The organism is Nocardia sp. NPDC006044 (assembly GCF_042871115.1).
Taxonomy (GTDB): domain Bacteria; phylum Actinomycetota; class Actinomycetes; order Mycobacteriales; family Mycobacteriaceae; genus Nocardia.
In genome coordinates, this window is sequence record NZ_JBIAID010000001.1 from 1,090,532 (window position 1) to 1,114,292 (window position 23,761).

20 protein-coding genes are annotated in these 23,761 nt (G+C 69.0%); 16 read left to right on the forward strand and 4 right to left on the reverse strand.

Annotated elements, in window-relative coordinates; translation table 11 throughout:
* Positions 1–93: 93 nt before the first annotated feature.
* The 10 genes from ACFYO1_RS05055 to gatB all read left to right on the forward strand — a co-directional run bounded on the left by ACFYO1_RS05055 (position 94) and on the right by gatB (position 13,320).
* Entirely contained in the window at positions 94–1,431 is a 1,338-nt protein-coding gene (locus tag ACFYO1_RS05055; protein ID WP_387227309.1) for a sensor histidine kinase, read from the forward strand.
* Positions 1,432–1,459: 28 nt separating this feature from the next.
* Positions 1,460–2,155, forward strand: a complete 696-nt coding sequence (locus ACFYO1_RS05060) for a response regulator (RefSeq protein WP_387227312.1) — start codon at positions 1,460–1,462, stop codon at positions 2,153–2,155.
* A gap of 61 nt (positions 2,156–2,216) precedes the next feature.
* Positions 2,217–4,919, forward strand: a complete 2,703-nt coding sequence (locus tag ACFYO1_RS05065; protein WP_387227314.1) for a protein kinase — start codon at positions 2,217–2,219, stop codon at positions 4,917–4,919.
* A gap of 19 nt (positions 4,920–4,938) precedes the next feature.
* A complete protein-coding gene (locus ACFYO1_RS05070; protein WP_387227316.1) occupies positions 4,939–5,799 on the forward strand; it encodes a hypothetical protein in 861 nt (286 codons plus the stop codon).
* 109 nt (positions 5,800–5,908) lie between these two features.
* Positions 5,909–7,459, forward strand: coding sequence for a protein kinase (locus tag ACFYO1_RS05075; RefSeq protein WP_387227318.1), 1,551 nt, complete (start codon positions 5,909–5,911; stop codon positions 7,457–7,459).
* 68 nt (positions 7,460–7,527) lie between these two features.
* Positions 7,528–8,562: an ATP-dependent 6-phosphofructokinase gene (locus ACFYO1_RS05080; protein WP_387231687.1), complete on the forward strand. Its 1,035-nt coding sequence runs from the start codon at positions 7,528–7,530 to the stop codon at positions 8,560–8,562.
* A gap of 79 nt (positions 8,563–8,641) precedes the next feature.
* A complete protein-coding gene (locus ACFYO1_RS05085) occupies positions 8,642–9,085 on the forward strand; it encodes a hypothetical protein (protein WP_387227320.1) in 444 nt (147 codons plus the stop codon).
* Between the two features lie 68 nt (positions 9,086–9,153).
* Complete coding sequence (locus ACFYO1_RS05090; RefSeq protein ID WP_387227322.1) at positions 9,154–10,293, forward strand: MAB_1171c family putative transporter; 1,140 nt, start codon at positions 9,154–9,156, stop codon at positions 10,291–10,293.
* Positions 10,294–10,302: 9 nt separating this feature from the next.
* Positions 10,303–11,682 (forward strand): alpha/beta hydrolase family protein, encoded by a 1,380-nt coding sequence (locus ACFYO1_RS05095; RefSeq protein ID WP_387227324.1) that lies wholly within the window; start codon positions 10,303–10,305, stop codon positions 11,680–11,682.
* Positions 11,683–11,814: 132 nt separating this feature from the next.
* A complete protein-coding gene (gene gatB / locus ACFYO1_RS05100) occupies positions 11,815–13,320 on the forward strand; it encodes an Asp-tRNA(Asn)/Glu-tRNA(Gln) amidotransferase subunit GatB (RefSeq protein ID WP_387227326.1) in 1,506 nt (501 codons plus the stop codon).
* A 252-nt stretch (positions 13,321–13,572) separates the two neighbouring features.
* Here gatB and ACFYO1_RS05105 read toward each other — a convergent pair whose 3' ends face one another.
* Positions 13,573–14,676: a PQQ-dependent sugar dehydrogenase gene (locus ACFYO1_RS05105; protein ID WP_387227328.1), complete on the reverse strand. Its 1,104-nt coding sequence runs from the start codon at positions 14,674–14,676 to the stop codon at positions 13,573–13,575.
* 133 nt (positions 14,677–14,809) lie between these two features.
* Here ACFYO1_RS05105 and ACFYO1_RS05110 point away from each other — a divergent pair, with 133 nt between their 5' ends.
* Positions 14,810–15,667: a DoxX family protein gene (locus ACFYO1_RS05110; RefSeq protein WP_387227330.1), complete on the forward strand. Its 858-nt coding sequence runs from the start codon at positions 14,810–14,812 to the stop codon at positions 15,665–15,667.
* A gap of 169 nt (positions 15,668–15,836) precedes the next feature.
* On the opposite strand, the gene ilvD is transcribed toward ACFYO1_RS05110, so the two are convergent.
* Both ilvD and ACFYO1_RS05120 read right to left on the reverse strand, forming a co-directional pair.
* Complete coding sequence (gene ilvD, locus ACFYO1_RS05115; protein WP_387227332.1) at positions 15,837–17,678, reverse strand: dihydroxy-acid dehydratase; 1,842 nt, start codon at positions 17,676–17,678, stop codon at positions 15,837–15,839.
* Positions 17,679–18,107: 429 nt separating this feature from the next.
* Positions 18,108–18,563 (reverse strand): PH domain-containing protein, encoded by a 456-nt coding sequence (locus tag ACFYO1_RS05120; RefSeq protein ID WP_387227334.1) that lies wholly within the window; start codon positions 18,561–18,563, stop codon positions 18,108–18,110.
* 418 nt (positions 18,564–18,981) lie between these two features.
* Here ACFYO1_RS05120 and ACFYO1_RS05125 point away from each other — a divergent pair, with 418 nt between their 5' ends.
* From ACFYO1_RS05125 to ACFYO1_RS05145, 5 genes are all read left to right on the forward strand, one after another.
* A complete protein-coding gene (locus tag ACFYO1_RS05125) occupies positions 18,982–20,913 on the forward strand; it encodes an acetolactate synthase large subunit (RefSeq protein WP_387227337.1) in 1,932 nt (643 codons plus the stop codon).
* A 76-nt stretch (positions 20,914–20,989) separates the two neighbouring features.
* Entirely contained in the window at positions 20,990–21,493 is a 504-nt protein-coding gene (gene ilvN / locus ACFYO1_RS05130) for an acetolactate synthase small subunit (RefSeq protein WP_150405443.1), read from the forward strand.
* A gap of 134 nt (positions 21,494–21,627) precedes the next feature.
* Complete coding sequence (gene ilvC / locus ACFYO1_RS05135) at positions 21,628–22,629, forward strand: ketol-acid reductoisomerase (protein WP_378719792.1); 1,002 nt, start codon at positions 21,628–21,630, stop codon at positions 22,627–22,629.
* A 162-nt stretch (positions 22,630–22,791) separates the two neighbouring features.
* On the forward strand, positions 22,792–22,929 hold the full coding sequence (locus tag ACFYO1_RS05140; protein ID WP_387227339.1) for a VOC family protein: 138 nt from the start codon (positions 22,792–22,794) through the stop codon (positions 22,927–22,929).
* Complete coding sequence (locus ACFYO1_RS05145; RefSeq protein ID WP_387227340.1) at positions 22,919–23,179, forward strand: VOC family protein; 261 nt, start codon at positions 22,919–22,921, stop codon at positions 23,177–23,179. Before ACFYO1_RS05140 ends, ACFYO1_RS05145 begins: the two co-directional genes overlap by 11 nt.
* Before the next feature lie 85 nt (positions 23,180–23,264).
* Here ACFYO1_RS05145 and ACFYO1_RS05150 read toward each other — a convergent pair whose 3' ends face one another.
* Complete coding sequence (locus tag ACFYO1_RS05150) at positions 23,265–23,564, reverse strand: hypothetical protein (protein WP_387227342.1); 300 nt, start codon at positions 23,562–23,564, stop codon at positions 23,265–23,267.
* Positions 23,565–23,761: the final 197 nt, after the last annotated feature.

A 23,761-nucleotide genomic window follows, 5' to 3' on the forward strand; every position in this document is an offset into this window, starting at 1 on the left:
CCAGGGACCCGAATCCGTCTCCGCCCACGGTAGGAGAAGCGACCCGCTCCAGGAACGATGTACGGGCCGCGACCGGGCGGTTAGCCTTAGCCCATGGGTGTGATCGGCGTCTCCGCCCCGGCGCACGAGCCGAGGCCGATGACCCGCGCGTACCGGAGGTTCGCCGACGGACTGCGGCACACCGGCACCCGGATCGCCGACTTCACCAGACAGCCGGTGGCCTCGTTCCTGCGCCGGGTCGAAGAACTGCCGTTCGACTATCCGCCCTCGGTCATCATCGTGGTCGATGTGGCGCTGATGCTGGTCGCGGTCGCGTCGGCGGTCCAGCGGCACAGCTACTTCCCGACCGCGCTTCCGATTCTGGCGGTGCTGCTGACCTCGGCGTTCGGTCCGATGTACGCGTTCCTCGGGGTGGTGCCGCGGCCCGCGACGCTCGGGCTGTTCGCGATGGCGGCCGAGGCGCTGTTCCTGGTCCAGCCGGTCTCGCCGGATCTCGCGCCGTTCGTGCTGGTCGCCGCGGCGGGGGAGGTGTCGGCCATCGCGGGAATGCGGGTCAGCGTGCCGACCACCGTCGCGATGATGGTCGAACTGGTCTTGTTCGATATGTACGGCAACCTTTCTCAGGGTCTGCCGTCCTATCTGGTCAGCATCGCGTTCGGCTGGATGGCCGGGGTGCTGCTGCAATACCAGCGCCGATTCCTCTATCAGGAACGCGGATATCAGGACATTCGCGCGGCGCAGGCGGCCGACGAGGAGCGCCGCCGGATCGCTCGCGAGGTGCACGACGTGATCGCGCACTCGCTGAGCATTACGCTGCTGCATCTCACCGCGGCGCGGCACGCGCTGCAGACCGATCGCGAGGTCGACGAGGCGGTGGACTCGCTCACCGAGGCCGAGCAGCTGGGCCGGCAAGCCATGGCCGATATCCGGCGCACGGTCGGGCTGCTCGACGCTCGACCCTCGAAACACGTGCCGGAACCCGGCGTGGACGACATCGCGAGCCTGGTCGGCGACTTCGCCAGGGCCGGGCTCGACGTGCGTTACCTCTGCGCCGAGGATCTGAGCGCGGTCTCGCCCGCGGTCGGGCTCGCGCTGTATCGCATCGGGCAGGAGTCGCTGGCCAATGTGGTCAAGCACGCGCCGGGGGCGTCCGCGCTGGTTCAGGTCGCGGTGGATGCCACGGCGGCGATATTGACCGTGGACAACACGTTGCCCGCCGGGCTGCCGGCCCAGCGCGGCGCGGGAATGGGTGTGTCGGGGATGGTGCAGCGGGCCGAACTGCTCGGCGGACGGATGATCGCGGGACCGTACGACGACGGCTGGTCGGTGCGGGTGGCCATTCCACTGGCGCCGGTGCGGGCCGGATTGATGTGCACGTCCTGGGCCGGTGTGCCGCACGGTGGTCCGTCGGCGATACGGGAGGCGCAATGAGACATCGCGGCGAGCCCGGGGCGGTGCGGTGACGGCGGCAGCGCCCGCGGGCGCCGAGGACGCGGTCACCGTGCTGGTGGTGGACGACCAGGAGCTGGTCCGGGGTGGCCTGCGCCGCATCCTGCGCCGCCGCGACGGATTCGTGGTCAGCGAATGCGCCGACGGGGACGAGGTCCTCGCCGCGGTCGCGGCCGAGCGGCCCGACGTGGTGCTGATGGATCTGCGGATGAAGCGGGTCGGCGGCATCGACGCCACCCGCATCCTGCGCGCTCGCGAGGGCGCGCCGCCGGTGCTGGTGCTGACCACCTTCGACGACGATCAGCTGCTCTCCGGCGCGCTGCGCGCGGGCGCGGCCGGCTTCATCCTCAAGGACTCGCCCGCCGAGGACCTGATCCGCGCGGTGCGGATGGTCGCGGGCGGCGGCGCCTGGCTCGACCCGTCGGTCACCGAGCGCGTGCTGTCCGCGTACCGGACGGTCCGGCCGAGCCCGACCCGCACCACCGCCCGGCTGTCGGACCTGACCGCGCGCGAGTACGAGGTGCTCGAATTGATCGGGCGCGGCCGGGTGAACGCGGAGATCGCCCGCGAACTCGGTATTTCCGAAGTCACGGTGAAAAGCCATGTCGGACACATATTCGGCAAGCTCGAGCTGCGGGATCGGGCCGCCGCGATCGTCTTTGCGTTTGACCACGGGGTGGTGACACCCGGAGAATCCACTCTTTGACGGGCAGGCGTCGCGAGAGTTATGCGTGCACTCCTGGCCCGGGATGTGGAGGATTGACGGGGTGGAGGCACCTGGGCCGAGAACCGGTACACGGTTCGGGCCGTACGAATTGCGATCGCTGCTGGGCAAGGGGGGCATGGGCGAGGTCTACGAGGCCTATGACACGGTGAAGGACCGGGTGGTGGCGGTCAAGCTGCTGCACGAGGAACTCGCCGGCGACCCCGCCTATCAGGTCCGGTTCCGGCGCGAATCGCAAGCGGCCGCGCGGGTTGCCGAACCGCACATCGTCCCCATTCACGACTGGGGCGTCATCGACGGCGTGTTGTTCATCGACATGCAGCTGGTGCCCGGCGTCGACCTGCGCACGCTGCTGCGCACCGAAGGCGCGCTGAGTCCGGCTCGCGCGGTGGGCATCATCGAGCAGATCGCCTCCGCGCTGGACGCCGCGCACGCGGGCGGTCTGGTGCATCGCGACGTGAAACCGGCGAACATCCTGGTCACCGCCGCGGATCACGCCTACCTCGCCGACTTCGGCATCGCGCACACCGAGGGCGACAGCGCCGTCACGATCGTGGGCATGGCCGTCGGCTCCTACATCTACATGGCGCCGGAACGGTTCGACGTCGGCCAGGTCACCGGCCGGGCGGACATCTATTCGCTGTCCTGTGTGCTGCACGAGTGCCTGACCGGGGCCTCGCCGTTCCCGGCGGCCAGCATGAACGTGCTGATCCGGTCGCATCTTTCCGAGACACCGCCGCGGCCGAGCGCGCAGCAGGCGGGGATCCCGGCTGGGCTGGACGCGGTGATCAGCCGGGGCATGGCCAAGGATCCGGCCGACCGGTGGCCGACCGCCGCCGCGCTGGCGCTGGCCGCGCGGGCCGCGTTGTCGAGTGCGCCGCCGACCGGCACGGCCGAGATGCCCGCGACCGAAGTTCCCGCGGACCCACCCGCGCCCAACGTGCCGCCGCCGACCGGGCCGATGCTGGTGGTTCGTGCGCCGGGAGCGGTGCCGCCGGAGTCGACGGGGGAGATCTCCGCGGTCATCCTGCCGGGCGCGCCGACCGTGGTGCGGCCGACCGAGATCCAGTTCACGACGTTGTCCGGGCCTCCGGAGCCCGCGGCGCCGTTCGGGCCGGCCCCGCGGTGGACACCCGAGCAGGCGCTGCCGCCGGTGCGGCCGTTCCCGGACGCGCATCTGTACTCGGAAGAGGCCGGCGGACAGGCGTATTCGGCGCAATCCGGTGCGCAACCGTACCCGGATCGTCCGGTCGGCGTGCCCTATCCGGACCCGATCAGGGGACAGCCGTACTCGGACCAGCCGTATCCCGAGCAGCCCGGTGAGCAGCGGTATCCGGAGGTGGACAAGCCGTTCTCGGCGCAGTCCGGTGGCTCGCGGTACCCGGATCCGGGCGCGGGACGACCGTACTCCGACGAACCTGGCGGACAGTCGTATCCGGATCAGTCGGGCGGACCGTTCCCGGAACCGCGTGGTGGTCAGCCGTATGCGGACCAGCCGGGCGGGCCGTATCCGGAACCGCGTGGTGGTCAGCCGTACCCGGGTCAGTCGGGCGGGCCGCACCCGGAACCGCGTGGAGACCAGCCGTACCCGGATCGGCCGGGCGGACCTTTCCCAGAACCGCGCGGCGGGCAGCCGTACTTGGATCCGGCGGGCGGACCGTTCCCAGAACCGCTTGCCGGACAGCCATATGCGGATCCGCCGGACGGACCGTACCCGGGCTCCCGCGGAGGGCAACCGCTTTCGGATCAGGCGGGCGGACCGTTCCCGGAACCACATGGTGGACAGCCGTATTCGGATGAACCCGAACCGCCGTATGCGGGACGACCTGGGGTGCAGGCATATTCGGACCAGCCCACGGCGTTTATCGAACACCCCGGCGCGCAGGCCTATTCGCAGAGCGAGCCCTACGCGGGCGGGCAGGCATACTCGGATCCCCAGCAGTACGAGACGGCGAAATTCCCGGACCCGCCGGGTTTCCCGCCGCCCGCCGACGACTACCCGCCCGATCATTCGGCCACCCAGGCCTATTCGGCTCCGGGCAACTACCACGCGCCGGAGGCGTATTCCGAGCCCGACGAGTATTACGGCGCCGGTGGATATTCCGCCCGCGGCGGCCACGCACGCCCCGACTATCCGCCGCCGAGCAACTACGCCGCGCAGAGCGAGTACGCGGAGCCCGGCTACGCGGACGACTACGAAGACTATGGGCCGGAAGCGGATTCGTACGCCTCGACCGGCAAGCGCCGCTCCGTCGTGCTGCCGATCCTGATCGGCGTGGTGGTGATCGTGGTGATCGCCGTCGTCGGCGCGATCGGCTGGCAGGTCTTCACCTCCCGCAATGTCGCGCCACCGGCCGACCAGCAGGCCGGCGCACCGGTACCCACGGCGAGCGCGCAGCCCCCGGCGCCGGGCAGTTCCTCGCCCCCGCCGGTCGCGTCCACGCCGGCCAAGCCGACCACGGTCACCCTGCCCGCCGGCGCCAAGCCGTGCACTCAGGGCAGTTCGGCCGCGGGCTCATTCACCAAGTCCGCCACCGGATCCGCCGCGACCACCTGTGCGTTCGCCGAGGAAGTCCGGCGCGCGTACGCCGAATCGAATACCGCGAGCACGGCGTCGCGGGAGTCGTCGCGCTCGGTCGTGGCGACCAGTCCGGTCACCGGCCGGACCTACACGATGAATTGCCTCAGCGAAGGCCAGCTCGTCACGTGTAGTGGCGGCGAAAATGCGGTGGTGTATGTATATTGATCGACCCCGGGTGGCTCGTGTGCGAAAAGCATTGGGCTACGCGGCATTAACCGTATTCCTGGTGGCCGGATGTGGATCCGGCGGCAACGGCTCGGACGCGGCGGAGACCAGCATCACCGCGGCGGCGTCGCACGCGGACCAGAAGGGTCTGTCCATCACGGTTCCCGGCACGCTCGCCGCGGGCGTCGCCGAGTTACAGGCCAGTACCCGCGGCCATCTCGGCCTGGCGATCATGCCGGTCGGCGGCGACCAGGTGGTCAGCTTCGGTGACTGGACCACCGGCCCCGCCTGGTCGACCATGAAGGTGCCGTTGACGATTGCCGCGCTGCGGCTGTCGGGCGGAAGCCCGAGCTATGCCGCGTCGGCCGCGATCACCGCCTCCGACAACGCCGCCGCCGACACGCTGTGGCAATCGCTGGGCACCAATCAGGAAGCGGCGCAGGCGGTTCAGTCGGTGCTGCGGGAGGGCGGCGACGCCAAGACCACCGTGCCCGCCACCCGGTCCAGGCCGGAGAACTCGGCCTTCGGGCAGGCGGATTGGTCACTCGCCGACCAGGTTCGGTTCGCCTCGCGGCTGCCCTGCCTGCCGCAGTCCGCGCCGGTGATCAATCTGATGGAACAGGTCCAGGCGGCGCAGCGCTGGGGCCTGGGCGCGTTCAGCGGCGCCGAGTTCAAGGGCGGCTGGGGTCCGGACGCGTCGGGCGCGTACCTGGTGCGGCAGTTCGGGCTGATCTCGACCCCCACCGGACAGCTGGCGGTCGCGTTCGCCGCGCAGCCGGATTCCGGCGCGTTCTCCGACGGGATGACCATGCTGGACAAGCTCTCCACGGTTATTTCCCAGCACCTGAACGAGCTGGCCGGCGGTCACTGCGCCGCCTGATCCGCCGAACTTGACCGGGTAACGGGTACCCCTGAGAATCCCGACTTATCGGATGTAGGCCGCCGGGCCTACGGTGCGCCGGGTCGCGCACGTGAGTGGAGGTGACGGGGTGGACGGACCGCGGACGAGGATCGGGACTCGATTCGGTCCTTACGAGCTGCGCTCGCTGCTGGGCCGCGGCGGCATGGGCGAGGTCTACGAGGCCTACGACACGGTGAAGGACCGGGTCGTCGCGGTCAAACTGCTGCCGACCGCGCTCGCCAAAGACCCGATGTACCAGCAGCGATTCCGCCGCGAATCGCAGGCGGCCGCGCGGGTCGGCGAACCGCACGTCATCCCGATCCACGACTGGGGCGAGATCGACGGCGTGCTCTACATCGACATGCGCCTGGTCCGCGGCCACGACCTGCGCTCGGTGCTGCGTGGCGAGGGACCGCTGACCCCCGCCCGCGCGATCGGCATCATCGAGCAGATCGGCGCGGCGTTGGACGCGGCGCACGCGGAGGGCCTGGTGCACCGCGACGTCAAGCCCGCCAACATCCTCGTGACCGCCTCGGACTTCGCCTATCTGGCCGACTTCGGCATCGCCAGGTCCGCCAAGGATCCCGACATGACCGGCACCGGCGCGGCCGCGGTCGGCTCCTACAGCTACATCGCGCCGGAACGTTTCGAGAACGGCCCGATCACCGGCACCGCCGACGTCTACTCGCTCGCCTGTGTCCTGTTCGAATGCCTCACCGGCACACAGCCTTTCCGGGCCAACGAGATGAGTGTGCTGATCCGCTCGCATCTTTCGATGCCGCCGCCGCGGCCGAGTGTGGTACGGCCCGGCATCCCGGCGGCATTGGACGAGGTGGTCGCGCGCGGCATGGCCAAGCGGCCGACGGATCGCTACGCGACCGCGAGCGGGCTGGCATCGGCGGCGAAGTCGGCGCTGACCGGCCGCGCGGTCGTCGCGGTGACCGAGTTGCCCACCGATCGAATGCGATCGGTGCGGCCGAAGGCGCCGCCCACGGTGGTGTTCCCGAACGTCGGATCGCAACCGGCGATCGCGAATTCCCTGCCCACCGACGCGATCGCGCGACCGCTCTCGCCCAGCCAACCCGGGTCGAACCGGATCGTGCGGCCACCGGAACCGCGGCGCGGCGAGGTCGCTCGCCGGGAACCGCACCGGGTCCAGGAGCCGAACCAGCCGGATACCGGTCCTGAGCCCGCCGTAGTGGCACCGGCCGGAGCGGATGAGCCGGAGACGCCGAGCCCGGTGAAGAGTTCGTCCCGGGGCACATGGGTCAAGGTGGCCGGTGCGCTTGTGGTCGTGCTCGCACTCGCGGGCGCGATCGGCTGGCTCGAGCGCGACGCGATCTTCCCCGGACCCGTCACGCCAACCCTCGCGCCGGTGCCGGACACCGCCAAGGGGTGTGCGACGAAATACCCACCCGCGGGCCGGTTCACCTACTCGGCGATCGGCAACGTGTTCACCAGCTGCGACTTCGCCGAGGAACTCCGTAAGGCCTACAGCGTGGGCGGCGACGCCGACGGCACCCGGCAGGTCATCGCGTTCAGCCCGGCGACGCAACAGAACTACACCATGGAATGCGTCACCCGCGACGGTCTGGTCACCTGCAACGGCGGCGAGCGCGCGATTGTGTACATCTACTGATGGCCGATTACCCAGGCTTGGCGGGGGTCGTCCTGCCGAACGCGGCCCGGCGGGGCAAGATAGCGGCCATGCGCATCGGAGTCTTGACCGGAGGCGGAGACTGCCCTGGACTGAACGCCGTCATCCGTGCTGTCGTTCGCACCGCGAACGGCCGCTACGGCGACGCGATCGTCGGGTTCGAGGATGGTTGGCGCGGGTTATTGGAGGATCGAAAGATCCAGATCCACAATGACGACCGCACCGACCGGCTGCTCACCAAGGGCGGCACCATCCTCGGCACCGCCAGGACCAACCCGGACGTGCTGCGCGCCGGGCTCGGCCGGATCAAACGGACCCTGGACGACAACGGCATCGACGCGCTCATCCCGATCGGCGGCGAGGGCACGCTCACCGCGGCCAGCTGGCTGTCCGACGAGGGCGTGCCGGTGGTCGGCGTGCCGAAGACCATCGACAACGACATCGACTGCACCGACGTCACTTTCGGCCACGACACCGCGTTGAGCATCGCCAGCGAGGCGATCGACCGGCTGCACACCACCGCGGAATCGCACCAGCGCGTGATGCTGGTCGAGGTGATGGGGCGCCACGCCGGCTGGATCGCGGTGAACGCGGGCATGGCGGCCGGCGCGCACCTGACCCTGGTGCCCGAGGTGCCGTTCGACGTCGACGAGGTGTGCGCGATGATCAAGCGCCGCTTCCAGCGCGGCGACAAGCACTTCATCTGCGTGGTCGCCGAGGGCTCGCATCCGGCGGAGGAATCCGGTTTCGCGTTGCGTGAGGGCGGGATCGACGAATTCGGCCATGAGCGATTCACCGGCGTCGCCCAGCAGCTCGGCGCGGAGATCGAACGCCGCATCGGCAAGGAGGTCCGCACCACCGTGCTCGGCCACGTACAGCGCGGCGGCAGCCCGACCCCGTACGACCGCGTGCTGGCCACCCGGTTCGGCCTGCACGCCGCCGAAGCGGTGCATGCCGGGCAGTTCGGCCAGATGGTCGCGTTGCACGGCAGCAACATCGACCTGGTCCCGCTGGCCGAGGCCACCAAGCAGCTCAAGCGGGTGCCCGACGAGCGCTACCGCGAGGCCGAGGCGTTCTTCGGCTGATCGCCGAATTGGCCAGCGCCACAGCCGATCAGCGCATCCCCGGCGGTGCGGTCGTGCCCGCCGGGTTACGCTGGCGGGTATGGCCGACTTACACGTGAACGACCTGCCGGACGCCGATGTCGTCGTGCTGCGCCGCCGGGCCCGCGCCGCCGGACTCCCGCTGCTCGGTTACGTGCGCGCGGAACTGATCGCGCTGGCCCGCAGGCGCAGCGCCGACGACACGATCGTGGAATTCCTGGAGTCCGAAGGCCGCGAACTGATTCCGGAGATCGACGCGGCCGCCGTCGCCCTCTTCGATGTCTACGATCTGCCCGCCGACGCCCTCGCGATCTTCGGCCGTCGGGCCTACGCCGCCGGTCAACCGCTGAGCGACTACGTTCGCCAGGCCCTGATCACCTCCGCGCGCCGCAGTACCTTCGACGACGTCATGCTCGAATTCCACGAGGCGCAAGCGCTCGATCCGAGCCTGAACCTCGACATGGAATCCGTCGCGGCGTCGGTCCGCTACGCCCGGGGCGAATGACCGATTCCGGGCGGGATCGTTAGCCGGCCCTCGCCGCGCGCGGACCGGTCGGCCGGCAGGGAGCATCGTTGATATCGCCGATTTCCGATGCCGTCGGGTGGACGGTGATCGGCTACACCGCCCTGATCGGGGTCGGCCGACTGCTGTTCACCAGCAAGACGACCTTCGATCAGCTGGCCAATCGGATGCTGCTGTGGTTTCTGATCTGTCTGGTGCTGTACCGGTGCACGCCGATCGCGAGCGTGCGCAGCGTGCCGAACCAGCTCGCGCTGGGGTGCATCGCGATGATCGTCATGTACCTCTACGGTCTGGTCCGGTTGTGGGAGGCGGGCGCCGAGTCGACGCAGACCTGGCGGCGCCAGCGGATCTACTGTGCGGTCGCCGTGGTCTCGACGGTGGTGATCATGCTGGCCGGTCCGTCCGCCGGGAGTGCCGGGCGGCTGGTCGAGCACAACCTGAACTGGGGTGGGCTGATCTTCTGGACCGCGAACAGTCTGCCGTTGGTCGCGTCCATGCTGGTGTTCACCCGGTTGTGCGTTCGTGAGCTGCGCGCGGAGAACCACCGGCCGCTGGTTCGGGCGCTGTGTGTGCTGATGCTGCTGTCCATCGTGCCCTTCTACACCGACGTCGCGCTCGTCACGGGCGAAGTGTTCTGCGGCTGGCAGCTGCCCTACCCGCATCTCGTGCGGGTCGAAATCGCCTGCACCAGTATCGGATTCTTCGCCACCACGCTGGTCGCGGCGCCGGTGATCGGGCACCTGCTCGAGCATGCCGGACTGGATCGGGACGGGCGGGTCTGCCGCCGGTTGCGACCACTGTGGCGAGACGTCACCGCGGCGGTCCCGGAGATCGTGATGTCTCCCCATGACGGGCCGGCCCGGCGCGATACGACCGCCCGCCTGTTGCGGATGACCGTCGAGATCCGGGACGCGCTCCTGCATCTCGGCCCCTATCTGGCCGCCATGCCCGCCCGCGCCGAATCGTCGGCGGCTCGCCCGGACGGGGCCGAGGATCAATTGCGGGAGTACGCGTGCCGCCTGGCGGAGGCCGCCCGATCGAGGCGGTCGGGCGCCCTACCGCCCAGCTCAGGGGCTGTGCCGCAACCGTTTCCGGCGGCCCAGGACTTCGACACCGAACTGCGGCAACTGCTGGAACTGGCCCGGGTCTGGCCGGGCGAAGGGGCCGGAGGTGTCACCGGCGGTCGGTAGTGTTGAGGCATGCGCACTGGGCGACTGATCGCGTTGGTTCTGTTCGTTGTCGGTGTTCTGGTCGCGAGTTGCTCGTCGGACTCGAATCCACCGGAACCGACAACCGGTGATTGGCACGGGGTGATCGAGGTTCCCGGTCAGCCGATCCCGGTCGGGGTGACGTTCACCGGTAAGGACACGGCCACCATCGACATCCCGTTGCAAGGGGTGGTGCACAAGCAGCTGAAGGACGTGCGGTCCAGCCGCGACGGCGTGTCCTTCGCGATCGCCGACGTCCCCGGTGAGCCGAAGTTTCAGGGCGCCTTCGACCAGGGCACCGACCGGATCGCGGGTGACTTCGTCCAGAGCGGAAAGACATTCAAGCTGTCGCTGGAGCGCGGTAAGGTCGCCCCGCTGAACCGCCCGCAGGAACCGAAGCCGCCGTTCCCGTACAAGTCCGAGGACGTCACCTACCGCAGCGGCGACATCACCATCGCGGGCACGCTCACCAAACCCGAAGGCAACGGCCCGTTTCCGGCGGTCCTGCTGATCACCGGCAGCGGACCACAGGATCGCGACGAAGAACTGTTCGGCCACAAGCCTTTCCTGCTGGTCGCGGATACGCTGACCAGGGCGGGCTACGCAGTCCTGCGCACCGACGACCGCGGCATCGGCGGCACCGGCGGCAAGCTGGACGACGCGAACTACACCGACCTGTCCAACGACGCCGCGGCCGGTGTCGGGTTCCTGCGCGGGCGTCCGGACATCGACCCGGCGCGCGTCGGGCTGTTCGGCCACAGCGAAGGCGGCTACCTCGCGCCGCTGGTGGCCGCGCGGCCCGACAGCGGCGTCGCGTTCGCCATTTTGATGGCCGGACCCGGCGTGCCCGGCGCCGATGTGCTCGTCGAGCAGACCCGGTTGATCACCGCGGCCAACGGCGCCCCCGCCGAGGTGGTGGACAAGCAGGTGCGGGAAACCACCGAACTGGCCGCGCTGTTGAAGGTGGGCGACGTGGCAGGCGCGAAGGAACTCGTGCGCAAGCAGAACGCGGCCAAGCCCGCCGACCAGCAGGCCCCGGAATCCGAGGTCACCGCGGGGATCACGCCGTATCTGGCCGCGCTCGTCGCCTACGATCCGGCGCCGGCGCTGTCCGCCCTGCGCATTCCGGTACTCGCGTTCTACGGCGGCAACGATCTCCAGGTGCCGCCCGCCCAGAGCGAACAGCCGATGCGCGCCGGCCTCGCCGCCGACCCGGACGCGACCGTGCACGTCTTCCCCGGTCTGAACCATCTCATGCAACCCACCCAGACCGGCCTGCCCACCGAGTACGCCACCATCGAGACGACCATCTCGCCGGAGGTTCTCACCTTCGTCACAAGCTGGTTGACCCAGCGCATCCAGCCGAAGTAGGCGCCTAGGAGCCCGTGCGCCTGCGCTTGGGCGCTTACATAGAATGTTCCGCATGAGCGAGCGCAGCGAGCGGAAATTAGGCACAGCCACTTGTGGGGTCATGGCGGAGCCGAGCGTTAGCGAGGCGCAGGCATGAGCACACCCACACTCGATTTGATGGACTACTCGGACGTCATCGCTCGCTTCGAGCCGGTGCTCGGCCTGGAGGTCCACGTCGAGCTGAACACCGCGACCAAGATGTTCTGTGGCTGCCCGACCGAATTCGGTGCCGAGCCGAACACTCAGGTGTGCCCGGTCTGCCTCGGCCTGCCCGGTGCGCTGCCGGTGGTCAACGAGAAGGGTGTGGAGTCGGCGATCCGGATCGGTCTGGCGCTGAACTGTTCCATCACCCCGTGGGGACGCTTCGCCCGGAAGAACTACTTCTACCCGGACCAGCCGAAGAACTACCAGATCAGCCAGTACGACGAGCCGATCGCCACCGACGGGCACCTCGACGTGCTGCTCGACGACGGCAGCACCTTCCGGGTGGAGATCGAGCGCGCGCACATGGAAGAGGACACCGGCAAGTCGACCCACGTCGGCGGCGCCACCGGCCGCATCCACGGGGCCAGCCACTCGCTGCTCGACTACAACCGGGCCGGCGTGCCGCTGGTCGAGATCGTCACCAAGCCGATCACCGGCGCGGGGGAGCGCGCGCCCGAGGTGGCCCGCGCGTACGTGACCGCGCTGCGCGAGGTGCTCAAGTCGCTCAACGTGTCCGACGTCAAGATGGAGCAGGGTTCGCTGCGCTGCGACGCCAACGTGTCGCTGATGGCGATCGGCGCCAAGGAATTCGGCACCCGCACCGAGACCAAGAACGTGAACTCGCTCAAGAGCGTCGAGGTCGCCGTCCGCTACGAGATGCGCCGCCAGGGTGCCGTGCTCGCCGACGGTGGCACCATCGTCCAGGAGACCAGGCACTTTCACGAGACCGACGGCAGCACCTCGTCGGGCCGGATCAAGGAAACCTCCGAGGACTATCGCTACTTCCCCGAGCCGGACCTGGAACCCGTTGCGCCGGAAGCAGACTGGGTCGAGCAGCTGCGCGGCACCATTCCCGAGTACCCGTGGCTGCGCCGCGCTCGGATCCAGACCGACTGGAACCTGTCCGACGAGGTCATGCGCGACCTGGTGAACGCGGGCGCACTCGACCTGATCATCGCGACCGTCGACGCGGGCGCCCCCGCCAACGAGGCCCGCTCGTGGTGGGTCGCCTACCTCACCGAAAAGGCCAAGGAGCGCGAGGTTTCGCTCGAGGAGCTGCCGATCACCCCGGCCCAGGTGGCCGAGGTGATCAATCTGGTCGAGGCGAAGACGGTGAACAACAAGGTCGCCAAGCAGGTCGTCGACTTCGTGCTGGCCGGCGAGGGCGAGCCCGCGCAGATCGTCGAGGCCAAGGGGCTCGGCATGGTCAGCGACGACAGCGCGTTGCAGTCCGAGGTGGAGAAGGCGCTCGCGGCCAACCCGGACATCGCCGAGAAGATCCGCTCCGGCAAGGTGCAGGCCGCGGGCAAGATCGTCGGCGATGTCATGAAGGCGACCCGCGGGCAGGCCGACGCGGCCCGCGTGCGTGAACTCGTGATCGCCGCTTGCAGCTGAGTTCGGCTGTCTCGCAACGCGTTCAGGTGGTTCGCCGCCGGTCCTGCTGAGTTTCGGCAGGACCGGCTCGTGGTCCCGCCGCGATGGTCCACACGGCGGCGTTGGACAGAAAGTGCCAGCGCCGGAGCATATTCGATGACGCTGCACCGGGGCGGGTGGTGACCCGTTCGGCGTGCGCCCCCCGAAGTCGTTCGCGCACAACGCAACGGGGCCGACTCCGTAGAGCCGGCCCTGTTACGTTCACCCCGGTGTCTAGTCCGGGCCGTTGCCACCCGCCTGCGGCGGCGGAATGCGCACTACCCGATCGTCATTCGGCGTCGGCTGGCCGTCGGTCTTGTTCACCGTGCCCACCCAGATCGCGCCGTCCGCGCCGACCGCGGCCCCGCCGAGCTGGCCGTACTTGTCCTGCGCGATCAGCGTCGGGGCCGAGGTGACCGCGTGCGTGGTGGCGTCGGCCGCGGCGATGGCGAGTGCCTTGGCCTTGGTGAGCGAGATGGCGACGCCGTCGGTCGCGGCCGCGCAGCCCGCGACGCCGGGCCGGTCCGGCCAGGTCCACGCGGTGGTCACCACGCCGTCGGCGCCGAGCCGCTGCAACCGATCCTCGACGGCGGTGCGGTCGGTGATCCAGACGCTGTCCTTGCTGTCCCGGCAGACGTCACCCGCGACGCCGATGCCCGACACCGCGATCTCCGCGGTGGCGCCCGGCGCGGGGGAGTTCACCCGCAGGAGCTTGCCCGCCAGCGAGGACGGGGAGCTCGCGGCGCCGGGATTGCCGGAGTCGCCGGTCAGCACCAGCATCTGGGTCGGCGTGGCGAAGTCGATGGCCCCGTGGTTTCCGGTGGGGCCCTTCGGGATTCCGGTCAGGATGGGCTTGGGCGCGCCGCCGCCGCGGGCGATGCGGATCACCCGGTTGTCGCTGGGGGTGGTGATGTAGGCGTAGATCAGCCCGTCCTCCGAGAAGGTCGGGGAGAGCGCGATGTCGCTGAGCCCGCCGTCGCCGGAGCTGTCGACATCCACCTGCGCGAACTCGCTCGGCGGCGTATCCGGCGCCACCTTCAGGATGCGTCCGGTGCGCCGCTCGGCGACCAGTGCGCCGTCGCCGAGCGCGACCAGCCCGCCCGTGGTGTCCAGGCAGGTGGCCACCACCGCCGGATCCGGGTCGATGCACGGCCCGCTGGGCCGGGTGGTCGAGGTCGGCGGCTGCGACGGTTTCTTCGGGTCGATGTTCGCTCCGTGCAACGTCGGTTCCGGCGTGAACGGGCTCGATGCCGAGTCATCGAACCGCGCGCATCCGGTCACCAGCACGGACCCGAGCGCCAAGCTCGCCGCAACGCGACCAACGACAACCAACCTCATAGCTCAGACGTTACGGAAAACCCTCCGTCCGCGCCCCTCCGGCCCACCGATGGGCGCACATGTTTTAAAAGCCGACCACCACGCCGTGGTGTTAGGGGCCCGCTGTGCGGCGGCGCAGCATAGGGTATTGGCCGTGACCGAGAAGCCGAAAGACACATCCGACCCCTCGGCGGCCCAGCGTTCCGTGCCGTCCACGGCCGAGCAGTCGGCGGTGTCGTCCACCGGTCGAGGTGTGAGTTCTCCGTTCGATTCGCCGACCGAGCAGTTTCCCAAGTTGACCAAGGACGTGCCACGCACGGACGACGAGCTCGGCTTGGACCCGCAGGTCCCGTCGGTCGACGCGAGCGGCACCTCGCCGGAAGCGCCGCCCGCCTACGCCTACGCCAGCATCCCGCCCGCCGCGAACGCGCCCACCGACACCGGCAGGCTGCGCCGCCGCAACGGCGACAACCGTCGCGGCACACTGGATTTCGGCCTGTTCCTGCTGCGCCTGATGGTCGGCGGCGTGTTCATCTACCACGGTCTGCAGAAGCTGACCGGCTGGTTCAACGGCCCCGGCCTCGACGGCACCCGCGACATGATGGAGAACGGCGGCTGGGATCACCCGACGCTGGCGGCCATCCTGGTCACCATCGGCGAAGTCGGCGGCGGCGCGCTGCTCGTGCTCGGCCTGGCCACCCCGTTGGCCGCGGGCGCGGTGCTCGCGGTCATCCTGGACGCCTGGGCCTGGAAACAAGGCATGCTCCCCGGCTTCCAATTCAAGGCCGCCGTCCCCACCGGCGTCGAACTCGAAAGCATCCTGGCCGGCACCGCCGCCGTCATCATCCTGACCGGCCCCGGCCGCTGGGCCTTCGACCGCAACCGCGGCTGGGCCACCCGCCCCTTCGCCGGCTCCTTCGTAGTCCTGCTCCTCGCCGTAGCCGCCGCCGTAGCCACCTACTGGTACCTCCACGGCGGCAACCCCTTCACCGGCATCGGCCCGTTCGACTGATCCACCCCACCCCAATCCTCCGGCGCCCCTTGAACTTTCGAGGGGCGCCGCTCGTCTATCGGCCGCCCGGCGGGTGTCAGGATATGCCTCGTGCGGGGATGGGCTGGGGGAGAACGAGATCCGGCGCCCCTCGAAGGAGGAGCGCCGGATGGGGTTGGGGTGGTGGAGGTTACGGGACGTGGCGGACGGCGCCCTTGTCGGCCGAGGTGGCCAGAGCGGCGTAGGCGCGCAGGGCGGTGGTGACGGTACGGTCGCGGTTGACCGGTTGCCAAGGGCGTTCGGAGGCTTCCATTTTCGCGCGACGCTCGGCGAGGACGGCGTCGTCGACGAGGACCTCGAGCGCGCGGGTGCTGACGTCGATGCGGATCTGGTCGCCGGTTTCGATGAGGCCTATGGTGCCGCCGCTGGCCGCCTCGGGGGAGATGTGGCCGATGGACAGGCCGGAGGTGCCGCCGGAGAAGCGACCGTCGGTGATCAGCGCGCACTGCTTGCCGAGGCCGGCGCCCTTCAGGAAGGCGGTGGGGTGCAGCATCTCCTGCATGCCCGGCCCGCCCGCGGGGCCCTCGTAGCGGACGACCAGCACGTCGCCGGCCTTGATCTTCTTACCGAGGATCGCCGACACCGCCTCCTCCTGGGATTCCACGACGAGCGCGGGCCCCTGGAAGGTGAACAGCTCTTCGTCGATCCCCGCGGTCTTCAGCACGGCCCCGTCCGGAGCGATGTTGCCGCGCAACACGACCAGCCCGCCCTCCCGGGTGTAGGCGTGCTCGTAGTCGCGGATGCAGCCGCCGGCCGCGTCGGTGTCGAGCGAGGACCAGCGGTTCTCGGTGGAGAACGGCTCGACCGTGCGCACGCCGCCCGGCGCGGCATGGAACAGCTCGATCGCTTCCTCGGAGGCCTTGCCGGAGCGGATGTCCCAGGTGTCGAGCCACTCGTCGAAACTGCGCGTGTGCACGGTGCTCACGTCCGTTTCCAGCAGGCCCGCACGGCGCAGTTCGCCGAGGATGGCGGGGATGCCGCCGGCCCGGTGCACGTCCTCCATGTGGTAGTCGGAGTTCGGCGAGACCTTGGACAGGGTCGGCACCCGGCGGCTGGTCTCCTCGATGGTGTGCAGGTCGAAGTCGATCTCGCCCTCCTGCGCGGCGGCGAGGGTGTGCAGCACGGTGTTGGTCGAGCCGCCCATCGCCACGTCCAGCGCCATCGCGTTGCGGAAAGCCTTGGCGTTGGCGATGTTCCGGGGCAGCACGGACGCGTCGTCCTCGCGGTACCAGCGGTTGGCGATGTCGACCACCACGGTGCCCGCCCGCTCGAACAGCGACCGGCGCGCGGCATGGGTGGCCAGCGTGGAACCGTTGCCCGGCAACGCGAGTCCGAGCGCCTCGGTGAGGCAGTTCATCGAGTTCGCGGTGAACATGCCCGAGCAGGAGCCGCAGGTCGGACAGGCGGACCGCTCGACCTCGCTCAAACCCTCTTCGGACACAGCCTGATTCGCGCTCGCGGAGATCGCGGTGATCAGGTCGGTCGGCGCCTGCGCGACCCCGCCGACGACCACGGCCTTACCGGCCTCCATCGGCCCGCCGGAGACGAACACGGTCGGAATGTTCAGCCGCATAGCGGCATTGAGCATGCCCGGGGTGATCTTGTCGCAGTTGGAGATGCACACCAGCGCGTCGGCGGTGTGCGCGTTCACCATGTATTCGACCGAGTCGGCGATGATTTCGCGCGAGGGCAGCGAGTAGAGCATGCCGCCGTGGCCCATCGCGATGCCGTCGTCGACCGCGATGGTGTGGAATTCGCGGGGCACGCCACCGGCGGCGCGCACCGCCTCGGCCACGATCTCGCCGACGTTCTTCAAGTGCACGTGGCCCGGCACGAACTGGGTGTAGGAGTTCGAGATGGCGACGATCGGCTTGCCGAAGTCGGAGTCGGTCATGCCGGTGGCGCGCCAGAGTGCGCGGGCGCCTGCGGCATTGCGGCCGACGGTGGTGGTGCGTGAACGAAGCGGTGGCATTGATGGTCCTCGATCTGGGTCGCGGGGGCTGGGGTGCGACTGCGCAGAGTTAGCTCGGCGGCCGTTCCACGGTACTCCCGCGTGGCGGTCGGCCTACCTGCCGGTCGGGGCGGCTCGTGGCCGTCGTCCCGATCCGTTCTCGGTGTCAGTCCGTGCTGGTGTCGCCGCGAATGGTGATCGTCGACGCTGACGGTTCGCCGGAGTTGCCGGCCCGTCGGGTGGCGGTGTGCGAGCCGGAGATCGGTCCTCCCGACACGGTCACTGCTTCGCCGACAACATCCTACCGTCGGCGATTGTTCCTGCTCGCGCTCGTCGCGGTGTCATCGCCGCATCGAGCAACGGCGCTCGTCACCCGCACACCTGGTGATTTCCCGCATACCGAATCGCATGCGATGGCGTGTGCGGGAAATCAGGAGGTGTGCGGCGGCACTACTCGGCGCGGTCGCCCTTGCCGTCGGCGGGCTCGCCGGGGGTGGCGTCCGTCGCGGAATCAGCGGCTTCCGCTGACTTCGGGGCGGCCGGGGGCACCGCGTACGGGTCCGGAATCCGGCCCTGCGACGCGAGCGCGAGATCGCGCACCCGGTCGTAACTCACCGCGGGCAACTTCATCTCGGTGCCGTCGATCAGGTCGGCGCGGACGTATCCACGTTTCGGGATCCGCACCCCCTTCAGCTGAGACCAGTCGAGGTGCCGCGACCCGAAAACCGTCCGCAGATCCAGCCCGGATTCGGAGACCGTGGTCTGCGTCCGCAGCACCCAGACGGTTACCGCGACGGGAATCAGCAGCAACCACCACAACCCGATCGGCCAGCCCACGAACATGAAGAACACGCACATGAACAGGATGAACACGCCTAGGAAGGCCAGGCGTGGGATGCGGATCACAGTGGCAGCCGAGCCGCCACCCGTATCCGATCCCTCGGTGGCGGTGTGGGACGATTTAGCCGGTGGCACGGACTGATGCGGTGATGACACACCACCATCCTCGCATCCCTGGTGAAGGACCAAACAGCCGCACTATCCCACATAATGGGACCTGTTTGACTCTTCGGCTCACGCACACATACCGTCATGCGCGTGAATCGAAACGAGCTTCTCGTAATCGGCCGGCGCGTCCAGCGTTGAGCCTGACTATCTGAGTCGAATACGTCAGCTCGCGTTGCGACGCGCCACCCTCGAACAGCCATGCGCTGTCGGGGGCTTTTTTGTGTTCGGACGGTCTGTCCGGCATGGCGAGTCGCAAGACACCGCATGTCAGACACAAATCCGGGGTCAGAACGACAAGCAGTTAGGAACGAAGACGGTGAGTGCACCAACCGCACGGCCCGGGCCCTCGGCCCGCAGGCCAGCGCCCTCGGCTAATCAGCCGAGCGCGCCCGCTGGCAGTTCGACGACGTCGGCCAACCGCCGCCAGCTCCCGCCCGAGCGGGTCACCGGCGCGCAGTCGGTCGTCCGCACGCTCGAGGAGCTCGGCGTCGACACCGTATTCGGCATTCCCGGTGGCGCGATTCTCCCGGTCTACGACCCGCTGTTCGACTCGACCAAGGTGCGCCACGTGCTGGTCCGGCACGAGCAGGGCGCGGGTCATGCCGCGACCGGCTATGCCCAGGCCACCGGCCGGGTCGGCGTCTGCATGGCGACCTCGGGTCCGGGTGCGACCAACCTGGTCACGCCGATCGCCGACGCGCAGATGGACTCGGTGCCGATCGTCGCGCTCACCGGCCAGGTCGGCCGCGGCCTGATCGGCACGGACGCCTTCCAAGAGGCCGACATCTCCGGCATCACCATGCCGATCACCAAGCACAACTTCCTCATCACCGAGGGCGTGGACATCCCGCGCATCATCGCCGAGGCGTTCTACCTGGCGGCCAGCGGTCGCCCGGGCGCGGTGCTGGTCGACATCCCGAAGGACGTGCTGCAGACACAGACGACCTTCAGCTGGCCGCCGGAGATGCGCCTGCCCGGCTACCGTCCGGTGACCAAGCCGCACGGCAAGCAGGTGCGCGAGGCCGCGCGGATGATCTTGGAAGCCAAGTCGCCGGTGCTCTACGTCGGCGGCGGCGTGATCAAGGCGGACGCCTCGGCCGAGCTGCTCGAGCTGGCCGAGATGACCGGTATCCCAGTGGTCACCACGCTGATGGCGCGCGGCGCGTTCCCGGACAGCCACCAGCTCAACATGGGGATGCCCGGCATGCACGGCACCGTGGGCGCGGTTGCCGCCCTGCAACGTTCGGACCTGCTGATCACCCTCGGCGCCCGGTTCGACGACCGGGTCACCGGCCAGCTGGACTCGTTCGCGCCGGACGCTCGGGTGATCCACGCCGACATCGATCCGGCCGAGATCGGCAAGAACCGGCACGCGGACGTGCCGATCGTCGGCGACTGCCGCGAGGTGATCGTCGAACTGATCGAGACCCTCAAGGCCGATCCGGCCGCCAAGTCCCCGCTGCTCGACCTCACCGAATGGTGGAAGTACCTGGACGGCGTCCGCAAGAGCTACCCGCTCGGCTGGACCGCGCCCAGCGACGGCTCGCTCTCGCCCGAGTACGTCATCGACGCGCTCGGCCGCCTCGCCGGACCCGACGCCATCTACTGTGCCGGCGTCGGCCAGCACCAGATGTGGGCCGCGCAGTTCATCAAGTACGAAAAGCCGCGCACCTGGCTGAATTCCGGCGGTCTGGGCACCATGGGTTACGCCGTCCCGGCGGCCATGGGCGCCAAGATGGGCATGCCGGACAAAGAGGTGTGGGCGGTCGACGGTGACGGCTGCTTCCAGATGACCAATCAGGAGCTGGCCACCTGTGCCGTCGAGGGCGTGCCGATCAAGGTCGCGCTGATCAACAATGGCAACCTGGGCATGGTCCGCCAGTGGCAGACGCTGTTCTACCAGGAGCGCTACTCCAATACCGACCTCGGCACGCACACCCTGCGCATCCCCGACTTCGTGAAGCTCGCCGAGGCGCTCGGCTGCGTCGGCATCCGGGTCGAGCGCGAGGAGGACGTGGAGGACGCGATCCGCCAGGCGCAGGCCATCAACGACCGACCGGTGGTGATCGACTTCATCGTCGGCAAGGACGCCCAGGTGTGGCCGATGGTCGCCGCGGGCACCAGCAACGACGAGATCATGGCCGCCCACGGCATCCGCCCGCTGTTCGACGACGACGAGCAGGCCTCCGAGCCTGCGGTCATCCACGAGGCGATGTCGCATGAGAAGAACAAGGTGAGCGAGGCATGAGCGAGCGCAGCGAGCGAACAAAAGACACAACTACGAGTGTGCTCGTGCCGGAGCCGAGCGCTAGCGAGGTGGAGGCATGAGTACAACTCACACGCTGAGTGTGCTTGTCGAGGACAAGCCCGGCGTGCTGGCCCGAGTTGCGGCGCTGTTCTCCCGGCGCGGCTTCAATATCGAGTCGCTCGCGGTCGGCGGCACCGAGATTCCGGAGATCTCCCGGATGACCATCGTCGTCACCGTCGAGGACCTGCCGCTCGAGCAGGTCACCAAGCAGCTGAACAAGCTGATCAACGTCATCAAGATCGTGGAGCAGGATTCCGACACCTCGGTGGCCCGCGAACTGATCCTGGTGAAGGTCCGCGCCGATGCCAGCGTGCGGACCCAGGTGATCGAGGCGGTTACGCTCTTCCGGGCGAAAGTGATCGACGTCTCGCCGGACGCGCTCACCGTCGAGGCCACCGGAACCCGGTCCAAGCTCGACGCGCTGCTGCGCATGCTGGAGCCGTTCGGCATCCGGGAGATCGTGCAGTCCGGTGTGGTCGCGGTGGGCCGTGGGCCCAAGTCGATCACGGCGACTCGCTAGCGCTCGCCGCCGTGCCGCGCTGCGTTCGATGGGCCAGCCGAAAGGACCGGCTGACCAGCTGATTCGCTTCCAACTAAACAACTTTCAGACCTAAGCACAGTATCCAGAAGGGAACCAACCAAGTGGCAGTCGAGATGTTCTACGACGACGACGCCGACCTGTCGATCATCCAGGGCCGCAAGGTCGCGGTCATCGGCTACGGCAGCCAGGGGCACGCGCACTCGCTGAGCCTGCGCGACTCCGGCGTCGAGGTCCGGGTCGGCCTCGCGGAGGGTTCGAAGTCGCGCCCGAAGGCCGAAGAGGCGGGCCTGACCGTCGGCACCCCGGCCGAGGTCTCGGCGTGGGCCGACGTGATCATGGTGCTCGCCCCCGACACCGCGCAGGCGTCGATCTTCACCAACGACATCGAGCCCAACCTCAAGGACGGCGACGCGCTGTTCTTCGGCCACGGCCTCAACATCCACTTCGGCCTGATCAAGGCGCCGGAGTTCATCACCGTCGCGATGGTCGCCCCGAAGGGGCCCGGCCACCTGGTGCGCCGTCAGTTCGTCGACGGCAAGGGCGTGCCCGCCCTGATCGCCGTCGACCAGGACCCGAAGGGTGAGGGCCAGGCGCTCGCGCTGTCCTACGCGAAGGCGATCGGTGGCGCCCGCGCCGGCGTCATCAAGACCACCTTCAAGGAAGAGACCGAGACCGACCTGTTCGGCGAGCAGGCCGTGCTCTGCGGCGGCACCGAAGAGCTGGTCAAGACCGGCTTCGAGGTCATGGTCGAGGCCGGTTACGCGCCGGAGATGGCGTACTTCGAGGTGCTGCACGAGCTCAAGCTCATCGTCGACCTGATGTACGAGGGCGGCATCGCCCGGATGAACTACTCGGTCTCCGACACCGCCGAGTTCGGTGGGTACCTGTCCGGGCCGCGGGTCATCGACGCCGACACCAAGAAGCGCATGCAGGACATCCTCAAGGACATCCAGGACGGCACCTTCGTCAAGCGCCTCGTCGCCAACGTCGAGGGCGGCAACAAGGAGCTCGAGGGTCTGCGCAAGGCCAACGCCGAGCACCCGATCGAGGTCACCGGCGCCAAGCTGCGCGGCCTGATGAGCTGGGTCGACCGGCCGATCACCGAAACCGCTTGAGTTTCAGCTGAACAGCGGCCCGGCACCGAGTGGTGCCGGGCCGCTGTTGTGTGCGGACGGGGTCCGGTCTGCGCGGACATTCTCGCCGCCGACCAGATGAATACCGTCTATGTCGCGCCGAAATTGTCCGTCGAGAACGGGTGGTGCCGGTAGCCTTCGCCCATGACGCCTCTCGCAGCGGCCGAAGTCATCGCGTTCGCGCCGTCGACCGATCTGGAACGCTCGCGCCGGTTCTACAATGAGGTGCTGGGACTGGAGATCGTCGAGGTGACCCCGTTCGCTCGCGTGCGTGGTGCGTAACGGCGGCACCATGATTCGGGTCACCGCGGTGGAGAAGCTGGTCCCGCAACCGTTCACGGTGCTGGGGTGGGCGGTCGCGGATATCGCCGGCTCGGTCGCCGCACTCGTCTCGCGCGGTGTGGAATTCGTGCGGTACGACGGAATCGGGCAGGCCGACAACGGTGTCTGGACCACGCCGGGCGGTGACCAGGTCGCCTGGTTCACCGATCCGGACGGAAACGTATTGTCCCTGACCGAATTCAGTGGCTGATCGTCCGGCTGCTTACTGGGTGCGACCGAAACGTTCGCCGAGACGGGAACGGCCCGGCTCCGCAATGGGGCCGGGCCGCAGCGTTCTAGCTGCTGCCGAACAGCCCGTGCGGACGGTTCTGCCGGAACTGCCAGAACGGATCCTGGTCGTTGCCGGAGAACGGGCCGTTGTTGCAGCGCCAGTTCTTGAACGGACCGAAGTCGCAGTTGGGATCGTGGCGCGGATGGTGATGCCGGACCTCGGTGACACCGGGGACGCCGACCTGCGTGTCGGCCGAGGCGGGAATCGCCAACGCGGTCAACGGAACCGCGACGATCGCGCCGGCGACGGCCACGCGGGCCAGCACGCGGCGCGAATTCGTGGACTTGGTTGTGGAGAACAACATGGATCCTTTCACTCTGCGGTGAACTGTTCGTTCACCATCCCCCGCTGCGGTCTGCCCACGCGATGACGCACAGCGGTCGCTGGCGCGCAACCCGTCGGCAGGTCGGGATCAACTGTGTCGCCGCCGCTTTGCGGGCGCCCCCGGCATACCCGGCGCAGCACCGACTGCACGGTCTCACTCTCGCGCATTTCGACCGA